Here is a 19,101-nt window from a genome sequence, read left to right on the forward strand (position 1 = left end):
GAGGATGCCGAGGCGCTGCACCCAGCGGGTCGCGCGGTGCACGAGGTTCCTCACGAGCAGCAAGGTAACAATGCGGCCGGTGTCGAGACGGTCTGGCACGCCTGCCGTAATTGCTTTGTGATCGGCGAGAATTCACGCCGCCCTGGTGCGCACCCCCAACACCGGTTGCCGGCTTTCGCGGTCACAGAAGTCCGCGGCCCACGGCCACCGGCCGCGACCATCCGACCAGACCAGCTGCAACGCACGGATCTCCCTGCCGTAGAGGGCGGTCGCGAAACCCATGTGCGCATCGGGATGTTCGACCTCGACGACCTCGAGCATCGGACCGCCGCAGAGGGTGAACTGCTGGCCGGCGGTCAGCTCGGCTCCCCGGACCACGAGCTCGGCCGACTTGCTCAGCAGGCGTGCGGCCCGCTGCGGTGACACATTCGTCATCAGCAGTTCGGGGACGTCGTAGTCGCTCAAGCCGATTGTGTAGGCGAACGGCATGCGGGGCGATTCGACGTACTGCACTGCCCACCCACGCCGCAGGATCTTGGCGCGGACCTCGTCGAGATAGTCGGCGACGGTGTTGTTCGGGTGATCGCACAACCAGCACATTGCTGGGCCCCTTTCGTCAGTTCGACGGCGTAGGACACACGATGCACCCGGGGTACGACAAAAACTCGAACAGACGTTCGCCGTGCTCAGCGCGGAACCCACGCACCGCCGCACAGCACGCCGGTGACCGCGAGTTCATCGTCCAGCGCGACCAGGTCGGCGCGTGCGCCCGCGACCAGTTCGGGGGACGGAAGCCCCAGTGCGCGAGCTGGATTCAGCGACGACTGGCGCACCGCGAGTAGCAGCGCGTCGTCGCGGGGGAGTCCGCTGTGGGCGACGGCGAATTCGAACACCCGGTCCATCGTCGCGGTGCTGCCCGCGATCGTCGCCGTCCCGGCCAGCCGGGCCACGCCGTCGGCGACCTCGACGTCCATTCGACCGATCTGGTACCGGCCGTCGCTGACCCCGGCCGCGGCCATCGCGTCGGTGACGAGCGACAGCCGCTCCGGACCGGCCGCGCGGACCACGTGCCGGTACAGCGCGGCGTCGACGTGCACTCCGTCGGCGATCAACTCCACCGTCACCCGGGGGTCTTCGAGCAGCGCGATGATCGGCCCCGGCTCCCGGTGGTGGATCGGGCGCATCGCGTTGAACAGATGTGTGCCCACCGTGGCGCCCGCGGTGATCGCCGCGCGGGTCTGTTCGTAGGTCGCCTCTGTGTGTCCGACCGCGGCCACCGCGCCCGCCGTGACGATCCGCTCGATCGCGGCCAGCGCACCCGGCCGCTCCGGTGCGAGCGTGACCATCCGGATGGCTCCGGCGCCGGCCTGCAACAGCGTGTCGACTTCGACGGTGTCCGGATCACGAAGCAGGACGGGATCGTGCGCCCCGCAGCGCTGACCGGACAGCCACGGGCCTTCCAGGTGAACCCCGGCGAGCACGCCGTCGCGCACGTGGCCGGCCAGTACCTCGACCTGGTGCAGCAGTTCGGTCGGTCCGGCCGACACCAGCGACGCGATCAGGGTCGTGGTGCCGTGCCTGCGGTGAAGCTCCACAGCGGTCGCCGTGTCATCCGAAGTCGCCCCGGAGAAATCGGACCCGCCGCCGCCGTGGACGTGGGTGTCGACGAAACCGGGCACCACGGTATCCAGCTCACGGTCGGCCGCGCGCGGCGGCGAACCCGCGCCCAGCGCCCGCACTGAACCACCGGACACCTCAATCCAGCCTGGCCGCAACAACTCTCGGCCGGTCAGCAGGGTCGCAGCGGCGATCAGCACTCAGATGCCCTGCCAGGACGGCTTGGACAGGTAGGTCTCCCGGTAGTAGTCGGCCAGCTGCAGACGGCGCGCCGCACCGCCGTCGAGGAGGACCGTCACGTGCGGATGGTGCTGCAGGATGGTGGCCGGCCACATCGCGCTCACCGGCCCCTCCACCAGCTGATGCACCGCCTCGGCCTTGCTTCGGCCGAGGGCCACCAGGACGACGTGCCGGGCCGCCATGATCGTGCCCAACCCCTGCGTGAGGCAATGGGTCGGGACCTGGTCGACGTCGTCGCCGAAGAAGCGGGCGTTGTCGATTCGAGTCTGGCGCGTCAGCGTTTTGATCCGGGTGCGCGACGCGAGCGACGACCCGGGCTCGTTGAATCCGATGTGGCCGTCGGTGCCGATGCCCAGGATCTGCAGGTCGATGCCGCCTGCTGCGGTGATGGCGGCCTCGTACTCGGCGCACGCCACCGGAATGTCCTCGGCCAACCCGTCGGGGCCGGCCACCGCGCCCGGCTCGAAGTCGACGCGCGAGACGAACACCGTGTCGATGACGGTGCGGTAGCGCTCGGGATGATCGGCCGGCAACCCGACGTACTCGTCGAGGGTGAAGCCGCGGGTTTGCCGAAACGAGATGCGCCCCGCGTCGCAGCGGGCGGCCAGCTCGTCGTAGATCGCCAGCGGGGACGAGCCGGTGGCCAGTCCCAGCACCGCGGTCGGCGTGCGGGCGAGCAGCGCCTCGACGGCATCGGCGGCCAGCGCGCCGATCGCCGCGGCGTCGGGGAGAATGACAACTTCCATCAGACCCTACTTGTTGGCAGTGAAAAGTAGGGATCCCGAAGCGATTTCGGCACCCTGAGTGACGCCGCCGCTCACCACGATGTTGCCGGGTTCACGTTCGTCCATCACCACGACGGGAACGATCGGGCTCAACCCGGCTGCCACCACCGACGGGACGTCATAGGTGATGATCGGCTGGCCGGCGGTCACGGTGTCGCCCTCGCTGACGTGGGCGCTGAATCCCGCTCCCTGCAGGGTGACGGTATCGAGCCCGAGATGAACCAGGACGCCGACATTCTCGCCCGTCATGATGATGTAGGCGTGCGGCATCAGCTTCAGGACGCGTCCGCTGACCGGTGCCACCGCATCGATCACGTCGTGTGGCGGGTCGACTGCGGCGCCGTATCCCACCATGCCTTGCGCGAAAACGGGATCGGGTACGTCGCCGAGCGCGACGGCACGCCCGGAGACCGGCGCGTGGACGGACGTTGTGCTCATTGTGGAAGACAATAGAGAGTCGACCGACGTAGCCGCGGCGGAAACAGCGCCTCACCTCCGGCGATTTGTCTAAGCTTCGGCTGTGCTGCGACGACGGGAGGCCGGCCGGTCATGAGTGAAACCACCAAAGACTCAGGCGCACAGCAAAAGTCGGGGCTGCACATACCGGGCTTCGCGCAGCTGCAGCGGCTCGGTAAGAGCTTGATGCTGCCGATCGCCGTGCTCCCGGCCGCGGGCATCCTGTTGCGGCTCGGCCAGGACGACCTGCTGGGGCGGATCAAGGCGCCGGTGATCGGCCCGTTCTTCCAAGCGATGAGCGCAGCCGGCGGAGCGCTGTTCAACAATCTCGCGTTGCTGTTCGCCGTCGGTGTCGCGATCGGATTCGCGCGCAAGGCCGACGGCTCGACGGCGCTGTCGGCGGTCGTCGGCTATCTGGTGATGCAGGCGGTCTTCAAGACGATGTCGCCGTTTGTGCTCGCCGGACAACTCGACAAGGCCGGTGAACAGGCGCAGATCAACTACAGCGTGTTCGGCGGGATCGTGATCGGCCTGCTCACCGCGTGGTTGTTCGACAAGTACCACACCATCACGTTGCCGCCGTACCTCGGCTTCTTCGGTGGCCGGCGCTTCGTCCCGATCGTCGTATCGCTGGTGAGCCTCGTGGTGTCCTTCGCGATGAGCTACTTCTATCCGATCTTCGACGCGGGGCTCACCGGGCTCGGTCACTTCATCGGCGGTGCCGGTGCGCTCGGCGCATTTGTCTACGGCTTCGCCAACCGCATGCTGATCCCGCTGGGGCTGCACCACATCCTGAACTCGTACGTGTGGTTCATCTACGGCAGCTATCCGACCGGCGACGGGCATGTGGTCACCGGTGAACTCAGCAGGTTCGCTGCGGGTGACCCCAGCGCTGGGCTGCTCACGTCGGGCTTCTACCCGATCCTCATGTTCGGCCTGCCCGGCGCGGCGTTGGCGATGATCCACGTGGCGAACAAGAAACAACGCAAGGTCGCGTTCGGCATCCTGTCCGCCGCCGCGCTGACCGCGTTCCTCACCGGTGTCACCGAACCGCTGGAGTTCGCCTTCATGTTCGTGGCGTTTCCGCTCTACATCGTGCACGCGGTGCTGACCGGTCTGTCGCTGGCCATCGCCTACCTGCTCGACATCCACCTGGGCTTCTCGTTCTCGGCCGGACTGATCGACCTGCTCCTCTACGGCACCGCGCCCGCGGCCAAGAACATTCCGCTGCTGATCGTCATGGGCCTGGTTTTCTTCGCGGTGTACTACCTGCTCTTCCGTTTCGCGATCACCCGATGGAACATGCGCACGCCCGGGCGTGAACCCGACGCCGAGTTCGACGCCGAGGAGCGGGCGAACCTGGGGGAGGGCGCCGAGTCGGCCACCGCCGTGGCGGCCGGTGGCGCGGTGACGACCGCCCCCGCGGTCACCGACAGCAAGGCCGAACAACTGATCGCGGCATTCGGCGGGCGAGAGAATCTGCGCAGCGTCGACGCCTGTATCACCCGACTGCGGATGGAGGTTGTGGACGCCGGCAAAGTCGACCAGAACCGGCTGAAAAGCCTTGGCGCCGCCGGCGTGATCGAGGTCGGCAACAGCGTGCAGGCCGTTTTCGGGACCCAGGCCGAGGTGCTGAAGAACGAGATCAACGACGCGCTATGACGGCCGGGCGAGCAGTATCGCTGAAACCGGGAAGTGTCGCACCCGCTGGACATAGATCGCGTAGAGGAAACGCATAGGCTTCGAACCTTTATGGTTCCGTGCCCAAAGTGTGACCTGAGTAGACCACTGTTACCGAAGTGACATCAGTGGCTCGTGCTTTGAGCCGATCGAGCCAGAGTAGGACCCACATGACCGTGCGTACTTTCGATCGTGAATCGACCGGCGGCACCTCCTTCGCACTGCGATCGCTGGCGGTGATGGCAGGCGCATTTCTTGCCACCGCCGCGTGGCCGACGCCAGCCCACGCGGATACCGCGGGCGTGAGCAGCCTGCTGAACTCGACCGGTGTCAGCCAGCTGATCGTGCAAATCGGTCAACAGATCTGCCCGATGCTGGTCAAACCGGGCAGCAATCTGGTGTCCAATGCCACCACGGCCAGCGGACACGGCGGCCTCGCTTCTCAGGTGACCGGGTTCGTGGCCGAGCAGGCCATCCGGTCTCAGTGCCCGGCGGTGATGGCCGAACTCGCTAATGGGAACTTCGCGCCGCTGATGCAGATGCTCAGCACCGCCAACCAGGCGTCGGGCGCACTCAACACGCTCAACGGTGTGCCGTCGGTGCCGTCGGTGCCGTCGTTGCCGCTGCCGGCCGCCGGCGTGCTCAGCCCGTAGCGACATCGTCGCTGGTAATCGCTAACGAATCTGGCTGCGCCATCGATATCGTGGTTAAGTGGTTGGACCCGAGGCCTGCTCGAGGTGGAATCAGGTGACTGTGAATCGACTTCTCATCGGCGCGTGTGCGGTGGCGCTCACGTCGGGATCGCTGGTGCTCGCCGCACCGGCGTCCGCCGACTGCCCGAATGGGACGGTCCAGAGCCGATTCCCCGGGGTGTGCACATCCGGCCCGTCAGGCGGTCAGGTTCCGCAGGCGATCGGCCCGGACAACGTGACCACCAACATCCAGCCCAACCAGATCCCCACGATGAACGGCATTCCCTGCAACCTGTGGCATTCGGTCACGTGCTGGGCGATGGCGCAGAACGGCGGCTGAGCGCCAGGCTGTCACGCCGCGCGCAGCGCATCGATGCCCTGGTCCAGTGCGGCCTCCAGATAGCTCAGGTCGCCGGTCGCGAGCATGATGCCGACGCCACCCTGGATTCCGGCCAGCAACGCCGCTGCGGCGCGTTCGGCGTTCACCGAATCGGCCACCTTGCCCTGCTCCTGCATCGACCGGATTCCGGTCGCGATCGCGCCGCTCCACTGGACGATGAGCTCGGCGGTGACAGCCTCGGCCCCCGGGGTGGTGCGCCCGATCTCCGACATCAGCACCGCGATCGGGCAGTTCTGGCCCTGCCTGCGGTAACGGTCGACCACGCAATCCCGCCACCGCTGCCACGCTGCCCAGGATGTGAGCGCGCCGAGATGAGGCTGCTGGTCGTCGAGCACCATCTGGGATTCGAGTGCCGCGACCGCCAGCAAGAGCTGTTCCTTGCCGCCGGGGAAGTAGTGGAAGAGCTGACTTTTGGAGGTGCGAGTACGCGCCATGACGTCGTCGAGGGTGGTCAGCGCAATGCCGCGGGCGCGGATCTCGGCGGCGGCTCCTTCGATGATCCGCTGCCGGGTCGCGCGGCCCTTCGCCGTCAAATTTTGGACTTGCAGGTCCATTTTTGGAAGCGAATCATATGGACTCATGAGTCCAAAAGATACCCGGTTGGCCGGGCGCAGAGCACTTGTCACCGGTTCCACAGGCGGCCTCGGGGTCGCCATCGCGAAGGCGCTGGCCGCTGACGGCGCCTTCGTGGTGGTGAGCGGACGGGACAAAACCCGCGGCGACGCGGTCGTCGCCGATATCCGTTCTGCAGGTGGGACCGGGTCCTTCGTCGCCGCCGATCTGGGAGCCGGCGGTGCCGCCGCACATCAGCTGGCCGACGCTGCCTTCGAGGTGGCCGGCGGCATCGACATCCTGGTGAACAACGCGGCCACCTTGCTGATGCCCACGCCGACCGCTGACATCACCGAGCAGGAACTGCGAGATGTGTTCGGCGTCAACGTGTTCGCCCCGTTCCTGCTGACCGGCATACTGGCACCGCGCATGGTTGCCCAGGGTGGCGGCGCGATCGTCAACATCGGCTCGATCGCCGGGCTGCGCGGAGCCAGCGGCTCGGCGGTCTACAGCGGAAACAAAGCTGCGATCCATTCGTTCACCCAGTCCTGGGCCGACGAGTACGGCCCGCACGGTGTTCGGGTCAACGCCGTCGCCCCCGGCCCGATCGGCACCGAGCGGCAGGCCGAGTTCGCCGAGCACATCGCGCCGACGCTGAGCCGCCTGCCGTCGCGGCGGGTCAGCAGCCCGGAGGAGGTCGCGGCCGTGGTGGCGTTCCTGGCCGGTGACGACGCCGCCAATATCCAGGGAGCAGTTCTCAGCGTCGACGGCGGCTGGGCTGCAACCTGATTCGAGGCACGGGCAATGAACCGGAGCTGTCAAGCCCAGCAAACGGCTGGGCAGGCGGCGTCCAGCAACCCCACAGCGTTGCGAGACCGGACCGGCAACGGCCGCGCTGATAGGCTGCCAGGTGCAATCGCGGGGGCGGCGGGGTCCGACCCGTCTGACGAGGTGGCGTCGAAACGTAAAGCAAGAGTCGGAATGGGTTCGGAATGGGTGTTGTGCGAACCGGAGAAATCAAGGCGCTGACCGGTCTTCGCATTGTCGCCGCCATGTGGGTGGTGCTGTTCCACTTCCGGCCGCTGATCTGGGAAGCTTCACCGCGACTCAAGGAAGACCTCGCGCCGCTGCTCAACGCCGGAGCTCAAGGCGTTGACCTGTTCTTCATCCTCAGCGGATTCGTGTTGACGTGGAACTATCTCGACCGGATGGGATCGCACTTCTCGGGGCGGGCCACCCTGCACTTCCTCTGGCTGCGGCTGTCCCGGGTATGGCCGGTGTACCTGGTGACCATGCACTTCGCCGCCGCCTGGATCATCTTCACGCTGCACTTCGGCGCCACCCCGTCGGCGGATGTCGAGAAGCTCACCGCAATCAGCTACGTGCGCCAGCTGTTCATGGTGCAGCTCTGGTTCGAACCGTTCTTCGACGGCACCAGCTGGGACGGGCCGGCATGGTCGATCAGCGCGGAATGGCTGGCCTACCTGCTGTTCGGCGGGATCATCCTGGTCATCTTCCGGATGGCGCGGGTGACCCGGGCCCGCACGCTGCTCTTTCTGGCCTTCGTCGCTGCGCTGCCACCCACCCTGCTGCTGCTGGCCAGCGGCCACTTCTACACCCCGTGGAGCTGGCTGCCGCGCATCGTGGCCCAGTTCTTGGCGGGCGCGCTGGCCTGCGCGGCGGTTCGACGGCTGCAGATCGGAAGACGTGGCCAGCACATCTCGGGCATTGCCGCGGTGCTGCTGACCGCCGCGATGGTCGGCATCCTCTACTACTACGACGCCAACCCGGTGGCCGGGATGATCGACCCCGGCGGCCTGGTCGACGTGTTGTTCATGCCGCTGGTCGTCACGCTGGCGATCGGCGTGGGCACCCTGCCGGCGCTGCTGTCCACGCGGCTGCTGGTGTACGGGGGCCAGATCTCGTTCAGCCTCTACATGGTCCACGAGATCGTGCACACCTCGTGGAACTGGGCGGTCCAGGAGTACCAGATCGACCTGCCGAAATCGGTGCAGAAGATCGTCGTCGTCGGCCTGATCGTGGCCGCGCTTGCCGCCGCGATCGGGCTCTACCACGGGGTCGAGGAACCGGCCCGGCGCTGGATGCGCAGGATGGTCGACTTCCGCGACGTCAAGCATGACAAGCACACCGGCCCGCCGGGGGCCGAGGGCGGCCGGCTGGCCTCCATCGACAACGCCCGCGATACCCGTCCTCCGCAGTCCTCGGCACGGGCCGGGTAGTAACGAAGCCAGCGTCGGTGTGCGACAACACCTTCGGAGGCAGTAGGCTGCCTGCGTCGGGCACGAGATTCAGTGGGGTGTCATTGATCCGCAAGGAAGGGCTTGTGCGCGTCATCACGACCGGCCTGTCGGTTGTCGCGGTGCTCGCCGCCGTCGTCGGCTATTCACGCCCGGCCGTCACCTACGAATTGGCCAATCGCGGTTCGGGTTTCAGCCGGGTCGCGGTGATCGGCGATTCGTACACGACCGGCACTGACGAGGGTGGTCGGGGGCCGCAGTCGTGGACTTCCCGCGCTTGGCTGCTGCTGGCCGGTCAGGGCGCCAGGGTCGACGCCGACGTGGCCGCCGAGGGCGGTGCCGGCTACGGGATCCGCGGCAACCATGGCAGCTTGTTCGAGGATCTCACCGTGCGGGCCGTCGACCGCGACGATTCCCTGGTGGTGTTCTTCGGATCCCGCAATGACCAGCCCGCCGATATGGGGAAGTACCCGGTGCTGGTCGGGGAGACCTTGCAGATCGCCCGCCGGGTGGCGCCCAAAGCCAAGGTCCTGGTGATCGGCCCGCCGTGGCCGACGGCCGACCCGCCGGGCGTGGTGCTGGCCCAGCGCGACATCCTGCGGGCCCAGGCCAAAGCCGTCGGCGCGGTCTTCATCGATCCGCTCGCCGAAGGCTGGTTCGTCGGCCACCCCGAACTGATCGGTCCCGACGGAGTGCACCCCACCGACGCGGGACACGCCTACATGGCCGAGAAGATCGCCCCGCTCATCCGGAGCCAGTTGGCCATCCCGCTGTGAGGGTTCAGGGCGCGATCCAGGGCTGGCTGTTGCCCAGATTGTTCGCGTCCACCTGGTAGCACTGCTGCGGAGTGTTGAACCCGAATGCACCCCCGGTCTCGCAGCGCTGAAAGAAGCCGTTCGCATCGATCGGGCCGTCGCAGCGCTGACCGCCGCCCCACGGTGTCCAGAGTCCCTGGCACCCCGCGCTGGCGGTGGGCGCCCCGATTATGCCGATACCGATGGCGGTGATCGTGCAGACCACCACTGAACCGAGTTTCTTCACCGTCACCTCCTCGACGAAAAACCTCAAGTGAAGTTCGGATACCCAGTTCATCGCGGTGGCCGCGCAGATCGTTATCGCAAGCACGGTTCCAGCGCGCTGCGCTTGCATCAGTGTGCAATCGTTTCGGCTTGTGACGTCCCGTTCGCGATGTTGTCGTGGTAGACCGGTTAGCTGATGAGACGCATGTGGCCAGGGCGTTGCCGGGCATACCGGATGACACCGCTGCTCGCGACGCTCGCGGTGGTCATGGTGGTCTTCGCCGGCGACCGCCCGACGCCGTCGCTGCCCTACAACCTGATCGCCGGGCCGTTCGCCCGGCTGCTGGCCCAGGCCGCCGATCTCGGTCCTGCGCGCAGCCAGCGAATCCAGCTGACCGCCGAACTCCGAGAGGCCGCCCGGCCGACGGCGCTGACCGCATGGGCCGCCGCCCACGGATTGTCGGTGGGCTGGCGCGACGGTGACGCGTGGGCTGTTGTGGAGGGCACCCCGCGAGCCGTTGCCGGTGCCCTCGACGTGGCTGTCCACGACTATCGCCGCACCAACGGGGTGGTGTTCTACGCCTCGCCACAGCAGCCCGTCGTCCCGCAGCAGCTGAGCGGTGAAGTCACCGAGCTGGGCCGGATTCTCGGCTACACGCCGTCACACGAAGGCGTTCCGCCGACCCCACCGCTGGATGTCCCCAATGCGGGGCTCGCGCCGACCGAATTGCTCACCGCCTACAACATCAACCCGCTGAGCTCGGCGGGGTACACCGGAAAGGGCCAGACGGTCGTCGTCTTCACCTTCGACGGCGTCGACCAGCGCGACCTGGACCAGTTCTCCGAATGGTTCTCGCTGCCGAAATTCACCCTCGAGGTGATGGGCGGGATGCCGCCCGAGCGGCGCGGCGAGGCGAGCATGGACGTCCAGTTCGTCCACGCGATCGCACCCTCGGCGCGGATCGTTCTGGTCAACGCCCGGTCTACCGCCGAAGGCGACGCGACCTACGTCAAGCTGGGCAAGCTGATGGAGGAGGTGGACCGCACCTACCCGGGGGCGGTGTGGAGCTTCTCGATCGGCTGGGGTTGCGATCGCCTGCTCTCCCGCGCGGACCTGGCGCCGGTGCGCTCGGCGCTGGCCCGCGCCCAGCGCAACGGGACGACGGCCTTCGTCGCCAGTGGGGATCTGGCCGGCCTGGAATGCAAAGGTGGCAAGACCTGGTCGGATCCGCCGAGTCCCGACGACTACGGCGTCGACGTGATGGCCTCGCTGCCGGAGGTGACCGGCGTCGGGGGAACGACGTTGTCCACCGATTCCCAGGGACAGTGGCTGGCCGAACAAGGGTGGTACGACGTCCCGTTGACCCAGGGCAGCGGCGGCGGCGCGTCGGTGTTGTTCGCCCGCCCGTCGTGGCAGGACACCGGAACCCGCGCCGGCCCGCACGACAAGCGGCTGGTGCCCGACATCGCCGCGGTGGCCGACCCGTTCACCGGGGTGAAATTCGTGTTCAACGGTCAGATCCTCGTGGGTGGGGGCACCTCGCAGGCCGCACCGATCTGGGCCGGTATCGCCGCGGTGATGAACCAGTTCCTCACCGCGCGCGGTTTGGAACAGCTCGGCGACTTCAACCCGCTGCTCTACGACATCGCCGGAGGCGCCGAATTTCCCGCCTTCCGCGACATCTATCTCGGGGCCAATGCGGTGACGCCCGTCATGGTCGGCTACGACATGATCACCGGGCTCGGGACGCCGAACGTCGACAACCTGATCAAGGCCCTGCTCGTCCTGAAGTCGTTGCGCCGATGAGTGATCTGACGTCGGACCCCGACGCCGCCGACTCGTTCACCGGCTACGCGGTACCCGCGGGCAGCTACCGGGCTCGCCGACAGCGCGGCCCGGGCTACTTCGTGACCATCGGCCTCTGGCTGATCGTTCTCGTCACGGCGATGATGGCGCTGAGCGTCGTGGCGACTCGCATCACGCCCACCGCGACCACCTATCGCTGCCCGCCCGACTGCGGGCGGCCGCCGACGGGGCTGCCGGTGGCCATCAATCCGCGCTACTTCGCCCCCGACGGATCGTTCTCGGTGTCGTATCCGTCGCCGGGAACCGCCTACGACGTGACGATCGAACCCAACGGGGTGCGCGCGGAACTGAACGTCGGTGACGGTGGCACGCTGCGATTGTTCAGTGAACCGGCGAAGGGCCGCGACGCACGCCAGGTGGCCACCGACCTGCTCAACCAGATCTTCCCCGACGCGGTGACGTCCTATGAGCTGCCCAACGCGATCCTCGGGTACCAGCCGGGGTACGGCGAGGTCGCCGACGACTGGCCTAAGGGCACCGCGAGCGATTCCCAACACGAGCGCGTCATCATCATCGTCGCCGTCAAGAACGACCTCGCATTGGTCGCCGGCGCGGTGGGACCGTTCCACCAGTTCGGCCCCGACGACGGGCCTGGGCCACCGTCACCGGCGAACCTCGACATCGCCAAGGACATGGGCAAGTACGTCAACAGCTTCATGTGGCGCGGCGACCCGCCGAGATAGCCTCCTGCGCTTGGTGTTTCAGCCCTGTACGGCCTTTGCGACGGCGATACATGCAGTCAGCCGGCCCGGCTGCTCTGCGGAATCCTGCACCGCCCACATGGCATTCAGCACCGCCCGCACCACCACCCAGGCCCGCGCCCGATCCTCGTCGAACTCCGCCGCGTCGACCAGGGTGTAGAACCGCCGGCGCACGCGAAAGCGGACGTCGCCGGCCAACTCGTCGAACCGGTTCCACAGCATCGGGGCGATCTCGTAGTGCGGATCGCCGTTGACCGGTTTGGGGTCGATGGCCAGCCAGGGCTGACGCCGGCCTGCGAGCACGTTCGCGTAATGCAGATCGCAGTGCAGGACCCGCGCCGTCGCCTCGGCGTCAGCCGTCAGGTCCGCGCACTGGCTCAGCGCCTGCTCCACCAGCCGGTGCGGAATCGGTGCGCCGCGCGGCAGCTGGGCCAGTTCGGCGGTCCAGCGGTCGAGGTAGAACGTCAATGGCCGCAGTTGCGGCAACGCGGGGACGTGCAGGTGCCGATACAGACCCGCGACGATCCGGCAGGCCTCGACGTCGTCGACTGTGGTCAGGTCGTCGCCGAGCCGCTCCAGCAGAATCGTCCGCCGGTGCGGGTCGGCGCTCAGCAACCGGACGGCACCCTCGCCGCCCCAACGGCGCAGCGCCAGGTGCTCGTGTTCGGACTCGTCGTCGGGGAAGCCGAGCTTCAGGATCGCGGCCGTGTCGTCGGCTGTGCGGACCGGCAGCACCAGTGAGCAGTACCCGTGGGTGGCGAGACCGTCGGGCCGAAGCTGCCACTGCGCGACGACGTCACGGGTGAGTCGGGGCAGTGCGTCGACCCACGTCGCCCACTGTGGGCCGCGACCGGCCATCGCCCGCACCCCGGCGGGCAGATCGATCACGTCTCGGGGTCATCCGGGTGCTCGCCGGCCGGCTCGCTTGGCGGGGCCGGCCTGTTCAGCCAGTCCTTCAGCCGGAACAACTGGCTGGCCACGATTCCCAGGCCCACCAGCAGCAGACCCAAGACGATCCAAATGGTCATCGCCGTCGAGCCTACGCACACGACGACGCCTCCGGCGGCGCTCGCCGCTATTGTGGCGCCAGTGTCCGAGGTCTCCGTTGAGCAGGTGCGTCAGCTGCGCGCCCGCCTCGACGGCGTGACGTTCCGGGATGCGGCCCGGTTGGGGCGGCGGCTGAAATCCCTGCGCGGCGACGTGTCGGCTGAGACGCTGAAGAAGATCTCCGATCAGATCGCGGTCGCCGAGGCGTTGGTCGCCACCCGTCAAGCCGCGGTTCCGGTGATCACCTACCCGGATCTGCCGGTCAGCGACCGCCGAGACGAGATCGCCCGAGCGATCGCCGACCACCAGGTGGTCGTGGTGGCGGGCGAGACCGGGTCGGGCAAAACCACCCAGCTGCCCAAGATCTGCCTGGAGCTGGGCCGCGGGATCCGCGGAACCATCGGCCACACCCAGCCACGTCGGCTCGCCGCGCGCACGGTGGCTCAGCGCATCGCCGATGAAGTCGGCACCCCGCTGGGTGAGACGATCGGCTACACCGTCCGGTTCACCGACCAGGCCAGCGACCGCACCCTGGTCAAACTGATGACCGACGGCATCCTGCTCGCCGAGATCCAGCGCGACCGGCGCCTGCTGCGCTACGACACCCTCATCCTCGACGAGGCGCACGAGCGCAGCCTCAACATCGACTTCCTGCTGGGCTACCTGCGCGAACTACTGCCGCGCAGGCCCGACCTCAAGGTGATCGTCACGTCGGCGACGATCGAACCGGAACGGTTCGCCGCGCACTTCGGCAGTGCCGAAAATGGACTCAGTCACGGCGCACCCATCGTCGAGGTGTCCGGCCGAACCTATCCGGTGGAGATCCGCTACCGGCCGCTGGAAGTGCCTGTGGCGGCTAATGATTCGGAAGCCGGATGTCGCCGCCGGGGCGGCTCCGAAGATCCCGACGATCCCGATCACGAGATCGTCCGTACCGAGATCCGCGACCAGACCGAGGCCATCGTCGACGCTGTGCGCGAGTTGGAAGCCGAGCCGCCCGGCGACGTGCTGGTGTTCCTGTCTGGGGAGCGGGAGATCCGCGACACCAGTGATGCACTGCGCGGCGTTGTCGATTCACACACCGAGGTGCTGCCCCTGTATGCGCGGCTGCCCACGGCCGAGCAGCAGCGGGTGTTTCAGCCGGCACGGACCGGCAGGCGAATCGTGTTGGCCACCAACGTCGCCGAGACATCGCTGACCGTGCCGGGCGTCCGGTATGTCGTCGACCCCGGCACCGCGCGGATCTCCCGCTACAGCAGGCGCACCAAGGTGCAGCGCTTGCCGATCGAACCGATCTCCCAGGCCTCGGCCGCGCAACGAGCCGGACGGTCGGGGCGTACCGCGCCCGGAGTGTGTATCCGGCTCTACTCCGAAGAGGATTTCGCGGGCCGGCCCCGCTACACCGACCCGGAGATCCTGCGTACCAACCTCGCCGCGGTGATCTTGCAGATGGCGGCGCTGCAGCTCGGTGAGATCGAGAGCTTCCCGTTCCTGGATCCGCCTGAGCAACGCAGCATCCGCGACGGGGTGCAGCTGCTGCAGGAGCTCGGCGCGTTCGACGCCGTCGGCGCCATCACCGATGTGGGTCGGCGGCTGGCGCAGTTGCCGGTCGATCCGCGGCTCGCGCGGATGATCGTGCAGGCCGACACCGAGGGATGCGTGCGCGAGGTCTTGGTGCTGGCCGCCGCGTTGTCGATTCCCGACCCGCGCGAGCGGCCGGCCGAGCGGGAAGAGGCGGCTCGGCAGAAACACGCCCGCTTCGCCGACGAGCACTCGGACTTCGTATCCTTCCTGAATCTTTGGCAGTATCTGCGTGACGAGCGGAAGGCCCGTTCCGGCAGCGCTTTCCGGCGCATGTGCCGCGAAGAGTTCCTGCACTACCTGAGGATCCGGGAGTGGCAGGACCTGACCGGGCAATTACGCAGCATCGCCCGCGACATCGGCATCAGGGAATCCGACGATCCCGAGCCGGCCGACCCGGCGCGTGTGCACGCTGCCCTCGTCGCAGGGTTGCTCTCGCATATCGGCCTGCGGGAGGGGGATTCGCGCGAATACACCGGTGCGCGCAACACCCGGTTCGTGCTGGCTCCGGGATCGGTGCTGACCAAGCGTCCGCCGCGCTGGCTCGTGGTGGCCGATCTGGTGGAGACCAGCCGGCTGTACGGCCGCGTCGCGGCCCGCGTCGAACCCGAGATGGTCGAGCGGGTGGCCGGACACCTGGTGCAGCGCAGCTACAGCGAACCGCATTGGGACGCCAAGCGCGCTGCGGTGATGGCCTTCGAGCGAGTCACGCTCTACGGGCTTCCGCTCGTTCCGCACCGGCGGGTGGGATACGCCACCGTCGATCCGGTCGTATCCCGCGAGCTGTTCATCCAGCACGCACTGGTGCAGGGGGAGTGGCAGAGCCGCCACCACTTCGTCGCCGACAATGCGCGGCTGCGAACCGAATTGGCCGAACTGGAGGAGCGCGCACGCCGCCGCGACATGCTCGTCGGTGACGACGAGATCTACGCCTGGTTCGACAGCAGGATTCCGCCGCAGGTGGTCTCCGGCCGGCATTTCGACGGCTGGTGGAAGAAGCAGCGGCATCGCACACCCGATCTGCTGACGTTCACGCGTGACGACCTGTTGCGTGTCGACGACGAGGACGCCGAACGGCCGGACAGCTGGCAGGCCGGCGACTTGTCGCTGCCACTCACCTACCGATTCGAGCCGGGCGCCGCCGACGACGGGGTCACCGTGCACATTCCAGTCGAGGTACTCGCCCGGCTCGGTGGCGATGAATTCGGCTGGCAGGTACCGGCGCTGCGCGAGGAACTGGTGACCGCGCTGATCAAGTCATTGCCGAAAGACCTGCGCCGCAACTTTGTTCCCGCCCCGGACACCGCGCGGGCGGTGCTGGCCGGTATTCAGGTCGGAAGCGAACCGCTGCTGGAGGCGCTGCAGCGGGAATTGCACCGGCGCAGCGGCATTCTCGTACCGATCACAGCGTTCGATCTGGAGAAGCTGCCCGCTCACCTGCGGGTGACCTTCGCTGTCGAGGGGCCGGACGGAACCGAGGTGGCCCGCGGTAAGGACCTCGATGTGCTGCAGCGCAGGCTCGCAGGCTCGGCCCGCAGGGCGGTGGCCGACGCGGTGGCCGGTGACTGGGAACGATCGGGCCTGCGTGCGTGGCCGGACGACATCGAGGAGTTGCCGCGCAGCGTCGAACGTACTGTCGGGGGACACCTCGTCCGCGGCTATCCGGCGCTGGTGGACGCAGGCAAGGGCGTCGACGTGCGGGTCTTCGCCACCGAGGCCGAACGCGAGACCGCGATGCGCGGCGGCACCAGGCGGCTGCTGCGCTTGGCGGTGCCGTCTCCGGTGAAGGTGGTGGAGAAAGGACTGGACCCGCGTACCCGACTTGTGCTGGGCGCCAACCCCGATGGGTCCTTGACCGCGCTCCTGGATGACTGTGCCGACGCCGCCGTCGACGTCCTGGCAGCCGAGCCGGTATGGACCAGAGCAGATTTCGCCGCGCTGCGGGACAAGGTGGCCGAAGCACTGCCGTCGACCACGAAGGAAGTCGTGACCCGGGTGCAAAGGGTGCTTGCCGCTTTGCAGGAGGTGCATCTCGCCCTTCCCGACAATCCGCCTGCGGCGCAAGCCGATGCCGTCGCCGATATCCGCGCGCAGCTCGCCGGTTTGGTCGCCACGCCCTTCGTCACCAGCACCGGGGCCGCACGCCTGGCCGATCTGACCCGTTATCTGACGGCGATCGTTCGCCGTCTGGATCGGCTGGCCCAGGCGCCGCAGGCCGACCGCGAGCGCATGCACCGGGTGCACGCCGTCGAAGACGCCTACACCGAACTGCTGCAGGCGCTCTCGCCCACCCGGGCAGCCGCCTCCGACGTTCGCGCCATCGGGTGGCAGATCGAGGAGTTGCGGGTCAGCCTGTGGGCTCAGCAGCTGGGCACCCCCCGGCCGGTCAGTGAGCAACGGATCTACCGGGCGATCGACGCGATCCTGGCATGACAACGAAAGAGGGGCACCCGATCAGGGTGCCCCTCCCATGGAGTTCGTTGTCGATCAACGACTTCCATGCACAGTTGTGTCTACATGGGGCGCGGTCGCCGTCGGGCCGATGTTGTTGACCCAGTCGTTGTGACCGAGGTCGGCCTGGGCGGGTCCGGCGAGGCCGAGAACGGCTGCGGTCATCGCGCCTGCGATCGCTGTGGTGATGGCGTACTTCTTCATTTCTCTTTCCCTCTTCCTCTGCGCCCGTCAGTGGGGGTTTCCGGTGCGCTGACTGTGTTAACGCCGCGTTAGGGCGCGGTAATTCCGCTGGCAGCAGATGATCGCCGGTTGGCAGAAATTGAGCGGTGTCCGCTGATCGGGGGACAACTTATTCCCCCCGGGTATCCGCCGGCTGCCCGACAGACAATGCCGCTCGGATGCGAGACCGTTTAGGCACTGGCGAAACGCGAAGGCCGACACCAACACAGTTGATGACGACGAAGAGGAAAACCCTGAGATGACCACCATGACCTGGATGAAGCGATTCGCCGCCGGCAGCGCCCTGGCCGCCGGCTCCGCACTGTTCGCCTTCGGCTCCGCCACCGACGCCCTCGCCGAGAGCGGCTCCTTCAATGGCGGCCCGCACATGAACCAGCCCGGCCACCACCAGACCTTCCCCGGCCAGCACAACCAGCCGGTGCCCGGCTCCGTCGAGCACCACCATCACCAGTGGAACCACGCCGGCTAGCGGGTCGCTCCTAGCATGGGGCGATGGCCCCGATCGTGACGAAGCCCGTCGACCTGGTCCTGGCCGGCGGCGGCGTGAAAGGTATCGGCCTGGCCGGGGCCGTCGTCCGGCTGATGGAGGCCGGTTATCGGGCCCACCGCGTCGCCGGCTCGTCGGCCGGGTCGATCGTCGGCTCTATCGTGGCCGCGGCCGCGAAGAACGACCGGCTGACCCCCGCCGACGTCCGGGATCTCGCGCTGAGCATCGACTACCGCAAGTTCCTGGACCCCGGCCCGGTCGAGCGGGTGCCGCTGCTCGGCGCAGGATGGGCCATCCTGCAGGGCACCGGCATCTACCGGGGTGACTACGCGCACGATTTCATCGCCCACCAGCTCCGCGATCTCGGCGTCAGCACCTTCGGTGACCTTCGGCTCGACGACGACGAACTGCCTCCGGAACAGCGCTATCGGCTGGTGGTGACCGCGGCCGACGTGACGACGGGCCAGTTGGTTCGCCTGCCGTGGGACTACCAGCGGCTCTACGGCCTGGACCCTGACGAACAACCGGTCGCCGATGCGGTGCGGGCGTCGATGTCGATTCCGTTCGTCTTCCGGCCGGTGACACTGACCAGCGCGACGGGCCGGGAATCAACCCTCGTCGACGGCGGGCTGCTGTCGAACTACCCGATCGACTCGCTGGACCGCTGCGACGGGAAGAGACCCCGGTGGCCGACGCTCGGGGTGACGCTGCTGCCGGACCTGCCTGAGAACAACCACAAGGTGATCCCGGCGCTGGCCCCGCTGCGGCTGTTCGGCGGTCCGAGCCTCCTCGAGGACGTGATCACCACGATCCTCGTCGGGCGCGACCAGGCCTACCTCAACCTGCCCTGGGTCAGTGCCAGGACCATCCGGGTGGATGCGACCGGTGTCGGTGTACTCGATTTCGAGATCAAGCAGCCGCAGATCGACGCCCTCTACACCGAGGGCTACGACGCGGCCACGTCGTTCCTGTCGACGTGGGACGAGCGCGCGTACCTCGAACGGTTCCGGTCCTAGGCTGGCACG

Annotated in this window: 20 protein-coding genes; 11 read left to right on the forward strand and 9 right to left on the reverse strand. The window is 67.8% G+C overall.

The annotated features are described in order from the left end of the window. Positions 1-132: 132 nt before the first annotated feature. The 4 genes from CRM90_RS05400 to CRM90_RS05415 form a co-directional block, all read right to left on the reverse strand. A complete protein-coding gene (locus CRM90_RS05400; protein ID WP_102805965.1) occupies positions 133-600 on the reverse strand; it encodes a DUF4262 domain-containing protein in 468 nt (155 codons plus the stop codon). A gap of 86 nt (positions 601-686) precedes the next feature. Beyond that, positions 687-1,817: an N-acetylglucosamine-6-phosphate deacetylase gene (gene nagA / locus CRM90_RS05405; protein WP_102805966.1), complete on the reverse strand. Its 1,131-nt coding sequence runs from the start codon at positions 1,815-1,817 to the stop codon at positions 687-689. Next, entirely contained in the window at positions 1,818-2,603 is a 786-nt protein-coding gene (nagB, locus tag CRM90_RS05410; RefSeq protein ID WP_102805967.1) for a glucosamine-6-phosphate deaminase, read from the reverse strand. 6 nt (positions 2,604-2,609) lie between these two features. Then, on the reverse strand, positions 2,610-3,080 hold the full coding sequence (locus tag CRM90_RS05415; RefSeq protein ID WP_102805968.1) for a PTS sugar transporter subunit IIA: 471 nt from the start codon (positions 3,078-3,080) through the stop codon (positions 2,610-2,612). A 111-nt stretch (positions 3,081-3,191) separates the two neighbouring features. Between CRM90_RS05415 and CRM90_RS05420 the strand changes: the two genes are divergently transcribed. The 3 genes from CRM90_RS05420 (at position 3,192) to CRM90_RS05430 (ending at position 5,810) form a co-directional block, all read left to right on the forward strand. Continuing rightward, the gene (locus CRM90_RS05420; protein ID WP_102805969.1) at positions 3,192-4,760 is read left to right on the forward strand and encodes a PTS transporter subunit EIIC; all 1,569 of its coding nucleotides are present in this window, start codon (positions 3,192-3,194) and stop codon (positions 4,758-4,760) included. Positions 4,761-4,948: 188 nt separating this feature from the next. Continuing rightward, a complete protein-coding gene (locus tag CRM90_RS05425) occupies positions 4,949-5,431 on the forward strand; it encodes a DUF732 domain-containing protein (RefSeq protein WP_102805970.1) in 483 nt (160 codons plus the stop codon). Between the two features lie 94 nt (positions 5,432-5,525). Further along, entirely contained in the window at positions 5,526-5,810 is a 285-nt protein-coding gene (locus tag CRM90_RS05430; protein WP_102805971.1) for a hypothetical protein, read from the forward strand. Between the two features lie 11 nt (positions 5,811-5,821). Here the strand turns inward: CRM90_RS05430 and CRM90_RS05435 are convergent, their stop codons facing one another. Beyond that, positions 5,822-6,424: a TetR/AcrR family transcriptional regulator gene (locus CRM90_RS05435; protein WP_102805972.1), complete on the reverse strand. Its 603-nt coding sequence runs from the start codon at positions 6,422-6,424 to the stop codon at positions 5,822-5,824. A gap of 25 nt (positions 6,425-6,449) precedes the next feature. Here CRM90_RS05435 and CRM90_RS05440 point away from each other — a divergent pair, with 25 nt between their 5' ends. From CRM90_RS05440 to CRM90_RS05450, 3 genes are all read left to right on the forward strand, one after another. After that, a complete protein-coding gene (locus CRM90_RS05440; RefSeq protein ID WP_102805973.1) occupies positions 6,450-7,211 on the forward strand; it encodes an SDR family NAD(P)-dependent oxidoreductase in 762 nt (253 codons plus the stop codon). A 203-nt stretch (positions 7,212-7,414) separates the two neighbouring features. Then, positions 7,415-8,662: an acyltransferase family protein gene (locus CRM90_RS05445; RefSeq protein ID WP_102805974.1), complete on the forward strand. Its 1,248-nt coding sequence runs from the start codon at positions 7,415-7,417 to the stop codon at positions 8,660-8,662. 113 nt (positions 8,663-8,775) lie between these two features. After that, positions 8,776-9,456, forward strand: coding sequence for an Rv0518 family GDSL lipase (locus CRM90_RS05450; protein WP_502693235.1), 681 nt, complete (start codon positions 8,776-8,778; stop codon positions 9,454-9,456). 4 nt (positions 9,457-9,460) lie between these two features. On the opposite strand, the gene CRM90_RS05455 is transcribed toward CRM90_RS05450, so the two are convergent. Beyond that, a complete protein-coding gene (locus CRM90_RS05455; protein WP_233209173.1) occupies positions 9,461-9,805 on the reverse strand; it encodes a CDGP domain-containing protein in 345 nt (114 codons plus the stop codon). 129 nt (positions 9,806-9,934) lie between these two features. On the opposite strand from CRM90_RS05455, the gene CRM90_RS05460 reads away from it, so the two are divergent. Further along, positions 9,935-11,506, forward strand: a complete 1,572-nt coding sequence (locus tag CRM90_RS05460) for a S53 family peptidase (protein ID WP_142391325.1) — start codon at positions 9,935-9,937, stop codon at positions 11,504-11,506. Beyond that, on the forward strand, positions 11,503-12,249 hold the full coding sequence (locus tag CRM90_RS05465) for a hypothetical protein (protein WP_102805976.1): 747 nt from the start codon (positions 11,503-11,505) through the stop codon (positions 12,247-12,249). The genes CRM90_RS05460 and CRM90_RS05465 overlap by 4 nt, the downstream gene beginning before the upstream one ends. Positions 12,250-12,267: 18 nt before the next feature. Here CRM90_RS05465 and CRM90_RS05470 read toward each other — a convergent pair whose 3' ends face one another. Next, positions 12,268-13,155 (reverse strand): aminoglycoside phosphotransferase family protein, encoded by an 888-nt coding sequence (locus CRM90_RS05470; protein ID WP_102805977.1) that lies wholly within the window; start codon positions 13,153-13,155, stop codon positions 12,268-12,270. Next, positions 13,152-13,295, reverse strand: a complete 144-nt coding sequence (locus tag CRM90_RS30655) for a hypothetical protein (RefSeq protein WP_199189786.1) — start codon at positions 13,293-13,295, stop codon at positions 13,152-13,154. The genes CRM90_RS05470 and CRM90_RS30655 overlap by 4 nt, the downstream gene beginning before the upstream one ends. On the opposite strand from CRM90_RS30655, the gene hrpA reads away from it, so the two are divergent. Next, positions 13,288-17,328, forward strand: a complete 4,041-nt coding sequence (gene hrpA / locus CRM90_RS05475) for an ATP-dependent RNA helicase HrpA (protein ID WP_199189787.1) — start codon at positions 13,288-13,290, stop codon at positions 17,326-17,328. The genes CRM90_RS30655 and hrpA overlap by 8 nt on opposite strands. A gap of 54 nt (positions 17,329-17,382) precedes the next feature. Here hrpA and CRM90_RS30660 read toward each other — a convergent pair whose 3' ends face one another. Then, entirely contained in the window at positions 17,383-17,550 is a 168-nt protein-coding gene (locus CRM90_RS30660; RefSeq protein ID WP_199189788.1) for a hypothetical protein, read from the reverse strand. Between the two features lie 277 nt (positions 17,551-17,827). On the opposite strand from CRM90_RS30660, the gene CRM90_RS05480 reads away from it, so the two are divergent. Both CRM90_RS05480 and CRM90_RS05485 read left to right on the forward strand, forming a co-directional pair. Next, positions 17,828-18,058 (forward strand): hypothetical protein, encoded by a 231-nt coding sequence (locus CRM90_RS05480; protein ID WP_233209174.1) that lies wholly within the window; start codon positions 17,828-17,830, stop codon positions 18,056-18,058. Between the two features lie 23 nt (positions 18,059-18,081). Continuing rightward, positions 18,082-19,092, forward strand: coding sequence for a patatin-like phospholipase family protein (locus CRM90_RS05485; RefSeq protein ID WP_102805979.1), 1,011 nt, complete (start codon positions 18,082-18,084; stop codon positions 19,090-19,092). Positions 19,093-19,101 lie beyond the last annotated feature (9 nt).

Source organism: Mycobacterium sp. ENV421 (genome assembly GCF_002887815.1).
Taxonomy (GTDB): Bacteria; Actinomycetota; Actinomycetes; order Mycobacteriales; family Mycobacteriaceae; genus Mycobacterium.